We start from the raw sequence: 4,132 nt of genomic DNA on the forward strand, positions 1-4,132 counted from the left end.
GGCGAAGGATCCCGGCTGCGAGTGACCAACGAGGGCATCGAATCGTTTCCCAATGACATGCCAGAATTCACGCGTGAAAGCTGTGAAGACGGATGGACCTACCTGCTGCAAACCAGTCTGAAGCAATACCTGGACGGCTGAAAATCCTCACCACCGGTGGAACGATGATTCGCAAAGTAATGGCCGTCGTTGCGGGCCTGATTGCGGGCAGCATTTTTAACATGGCCCTGGTCGGTCTTTCCCACGCCGTGTATCCGCTGCCCCAAGAGATCGACCCCAACGATTTCGAAGCGTTTCGGGAGCATGTGAAAGCCAACGGCATGCCGACCGGAGCACTGCTGATCGTGCTGGCGGCCCATGCCGGCGGCAGCTTTGTCAGCGGTCTCGTGTGTGGGCTGATCGCGAAACGAACGTGGTACCTCGCGGCGGGGGCGTTGGGGATTCTGTGGATGTGCGGGGGAATCACCATGCTGATGATGCTGCCGGCCCCGATCTGGTTCGCCGTCGCCGACACGATCTTGTATGTGCCCGTCGCCCTGCTGGGCGTCAGGCTCGGCGGAACGCTGACCGGCGCCTCCTCGCAACCACCGGCAGCGGATTACAATCATGACTCCACATGACGTCGATTTCCCCCCAGACCACGACAGAGGATTCCCCGATGCGACCGGTTCTCCACGCCGCCCTGATTGCGCCGTTGCTGTTATTGACGCACGCTTGGCAGGCGACGCCTTGTGATGCCGCCGACCAACCCAACTTCATTGTCTTCCTGGCGGACGATCTCGGCTGGGGAGACCTGGGTTGCTACGGACACCCCAAAATCCAGACTCCGAATCTGGACCAATTCGCGTCCGAAGGGGTTCGTTTCACACAGGCCTATGCCGCTTGCGGTGTCTGCTCGCCGAGCCGTTCATCGATCCTGACCGGCCGCACCCCTTACCGAAACGGCGTTTGGCGTTGGCTGCCCGTGGGAAATCCCGCTCACCTGCGGGAGAGCGAAGTCACGATTCCCGAATCGCTGCAGCCGCTCGGTTACCAGACGATGCACAGCGGCAAGTGGCATTTGAACGGCTATTTCAACAGCGACGAACAACCGCAACCGGATGACCACGGATACGACTGGTGGTTCGCAACACAGAACAACGCGTCGCCGTCGCACAAGGACCCGATCAACTTCGTTCGCAACCGAAAGGAGGTCGGCCCTCTGCAAGGATTCTCGGCTCCATTGGTCGCGGAGGAAGCGTCGACATGGTTGAAGCAGCAGCGCGACCCGGAGCGACCGTTCTTCATCACCGTCTGGACCCACGAGCCGCACTTGCCGATCGAAAGCGACCCAAAGTTCCAGCAGCTGTACAGCGAGATCGAGAATCCGGGCGTGCGGCAACACCACGGCAATGTCACTCAGCTGGACCATGCCTTCGGAAACTTGATGAAGACGGTTGATGAGCTGGGATTGCGAGACAACACGTTTGTCATCTTCACCAGCGACAACGGTCCCGAAGGCTCTGGCAAAGGCAATCTGAAAAACCCGGAATCACAACAGAATCGAACCTGGGGATCCACCGGCGGCTTGCGGGGCCGCAAACGCGACAGTCACGAAGGTGGAATCCGCGTGCCGGGAATCGTCCGCTGGCCCGGCAAGATCCAACCGGGAACAGTCAGCGATGTGCCCATCATCGGTTCGGACATTTTCACGACGGTGCTGCAGATCGCCGGCGCTCCGGTGCCGACCGACCGCACGATCGATGGCGTCAACCTGCTGCCGGCGTGCGAAGGCAAGTCACTCGATCGCCCCGTGCCGCTGTTTTGGCGCACCCACATCGCTCCGCCGGCCAGTCACGCGGCAATGAGAATCGGCGACTGGAAGATCATTGCCGATCAAAAACTGGAAAAGTTTCAGCTCTATCAGATCGCAAAGGACTGGAAAGAAGAACATGATCTGGCCGACGAGATGCCTGAAAAATTGGCGGAGATGAAAGCGAAGTTTCTGGAGGTCTGGGAGGGCGTCGAAAACGAAGGCCCGAAGCAGTGGTGGATCAACCAGCCGGACGGCGGGAAACGCAAACCCGGTCCCAAGTTGTCCGATGGCACCGACGCGACCGGAGACTTTGACGTGGTCAAAGGGGCGACGGTGACAGCGACCGATTTCGGGTACCTGTTGGATGCCAGCCAAAGCGAGGGATTTGCGGTCCAAAAGTTGGACGCTCCGATTCAGGAATCAGCGACCTTTCGCGTCCAATATCGCTCGGCAATCGACAGCACCACGCGAAACGCATGTTTTTGTTTTGGAGCGACTGCGGTGAACGACCGCTTGCACAAAGCCGGCACGTTGATCGGGATGGGCCGCCACGGCGCGTTCGACGGTAGCTGGGCCAACGTCGGGATCGGCGCCAGCAAGCAAGGCAACTTTGACCCCACCGAGACATTTGAGGCCACCGTCACGATCGATTTGGATCACGGCAAGTTGATCTTGAGTGTCAACGACACGCGGATCGAGCATCAACTACCGAGCAATCTGGAAAGCGTCCAGTACGTCGGCATCTATGCCAAGAAGACGAAGTCGGAGTTCTCCAAGATCACGCGGGTGAAGTGACCACCGCGGCTCGGACCAAGTGGCGTACGCTTCCAGCTTGCGACTCAACAGATTTCCCCCCCACGCTTGAGTCCCGATCACCCGTTCGCCTAATTCATCGATCCACCGTCGACGCGGACGGTTTGGCCCGTCAGCCAGCGTCCCGAATCGCCCGCGAGAAAGGAGACGGCTTCGGCAATGTCGTCAGGATGTCCGAGTCGCCCGAAGGGTGACATGGCGGCGAACGCTTTGGCCGCCTCCTCGCCGCTCTGCTCGAACATGCCCGGAACGGTCGCGCCCGGCTGGACCGAATTCACCGTAATGCCGCGCTCACCGAGTTCTTTGGAAAGCGAAACGGCCATCGCGTCGATCGCGGCTTTCGTCGCCGAATAGACTGCGGTGCCGGCCATCGGTCGTGCCGCCAAACCGGACGAAATAAAAATCAGCCGCCCGTTGCGACGGATCCGCTTCGCAGCCTCAAACGCGGTGAGAAACGTTCCTCGCAAATTGACCGCGACCATCGAATCAAACTGCTCGATTGTCATGTCGACGACGGGGCACTTGGTGATCGTTCCCGCATTGGCAACCACAACGTCGACACCACCGAAGGCAGCTTCGGCCGTTTCGAACAGTTCGCGAATGCGCTGGGGATCCGTGACGTCCGCGTTTGCCTTGATGGCCTTTCCGCCGCCGGAAGCGATCTGTTCCACAACATTCGTTGCGGCGTCCTCATTGGAACCATAATGGACGACGATCTGGAAACCGTCTTCGGCCAATTTCCGGCAAATGGCACCGCCAATGGCTCCAGAGCCGCCCGTCACGATTGCAGTTTTCACGTCACGATGCATCACGTCATTCCAAACCGGTGACCATTGAATGCTCCGATCCATCCTCGCGGGTACGGAGTCCGTCGATTGAATAGTCGTCGTAGCGACGAAGCATCCACAGAGTATAACAAGCGGCCAACATCGGGATCGCTGCAAAGAACAACAGGTGCGGATAGGTCCAGGGATCTGCGTATTGCTTGAACGAACTGAACGTTGAGATGCTGTGCAGAATCAGGATGATCGGATAGGTGATGTTTCGCATCGCACCGAGTGCAAACGCAATCACGAACGCCAGTTGAATCGCCCCGACGGCATAGGCCAGCGAATTGCTGAGCGACGGGATCATGTAAAACTTCTTGAACACGGCGGCGGCGTGTTCTGGGTTGACGAACTTGTCAATCGTCCACATCAGAAAGACGCTGGTGATGCCCAGTCGCATCAACAGCAGACAGGTCGCGAGTTGCGGACGGAGCTTGGAATCGATGGCAGACAAGCGATTCTCCCGGAAGTGACAGAGTGGAAACGGCTGGGGTTCAAACGAAGCGAGCGAGTGACGCTGCGAGGCTCCGTTGGACACAAATGGCCATCCACCACGATCAACCGCCGGCCCCCATCATTCGGCCCCCATCATTCGGCCCCCATCATTCGGCCCCCATCATTCGGCCCCCATCATTCGGCCCCCATCATTCTGCCCCCATCATTTTGCCCCCATCATTTTGCCCCCATCATTTTGCCC

4 protein-coding genes are annotated in these 4,132 nt (G+C 59.0%); 2 read left to right on the forward strand and 2 right to left on the reverse strand.

Annotated elements, in window-relative coordinates; genetic code table 11:
• The first annotated feature begins 164 nt into the window (after nt 1–164).
• On the forward strand, nt 165–620 hold the full coding sequence (locus tag ABX749_RS24410) for a hypothetical protein (protein WP_372898289.1): 456 nt from the start codon (nt 165–167) through the stop codon (nt 618–620).
• A gap of 38 nt (nt 621–658) precedes the next feature.
• Nucleotides 659–2,590, forward strand: coding sequence for a sulfatase-like hydrolase/transferase (locus ABX749_RS24415; protein ID WP_372898290.1), 1,932 nt, complete (start codon nt 659–661; stop codon nt 2,588–2,590).
• Between the two features lie 89 nt (nt 2,591–2,679).
• Here the strand turns inward: ABX749_RS24415 and ABX749_RS24420 are convergent, their stop codons facing one another.
• Complete coding sequence (locus ABX749_RS24420) at nt 2,680–3,417, reverse strand: SDR family oxidoreductase (protein ID WP_372898291.1); 738 nt, start codon at nt 3,415–3,417, stop codon at nt 2,680–2,682.
• Between the two features lie 4 nt (nt 3,418–3,421).
• Nucleotides 3,422–3,889 carry a MauE/DoxX family redox-associated membrane protein gene (locus ABX749_RS24425; protein WP_372898292.1) on the reverse strand — a complete coding sequence of 156 codons (468 nt, stop codon included), beginning with the start codon at nt 3,887–3,889 and terminating at the stop codon, nt 3,422–3,424.
• Between the last annotated feature and the right edge of the window lie 243 nt (nt 3,890–4,132).

This window comes from Stieleria sp., from assembly GCF_041595215.1.
Lineage (GTDB): Bacteria > Planctomycetota > Planctomycetia > Pirellulales > Pirellulaceae > Stieleria > Stieleria magnilauensis.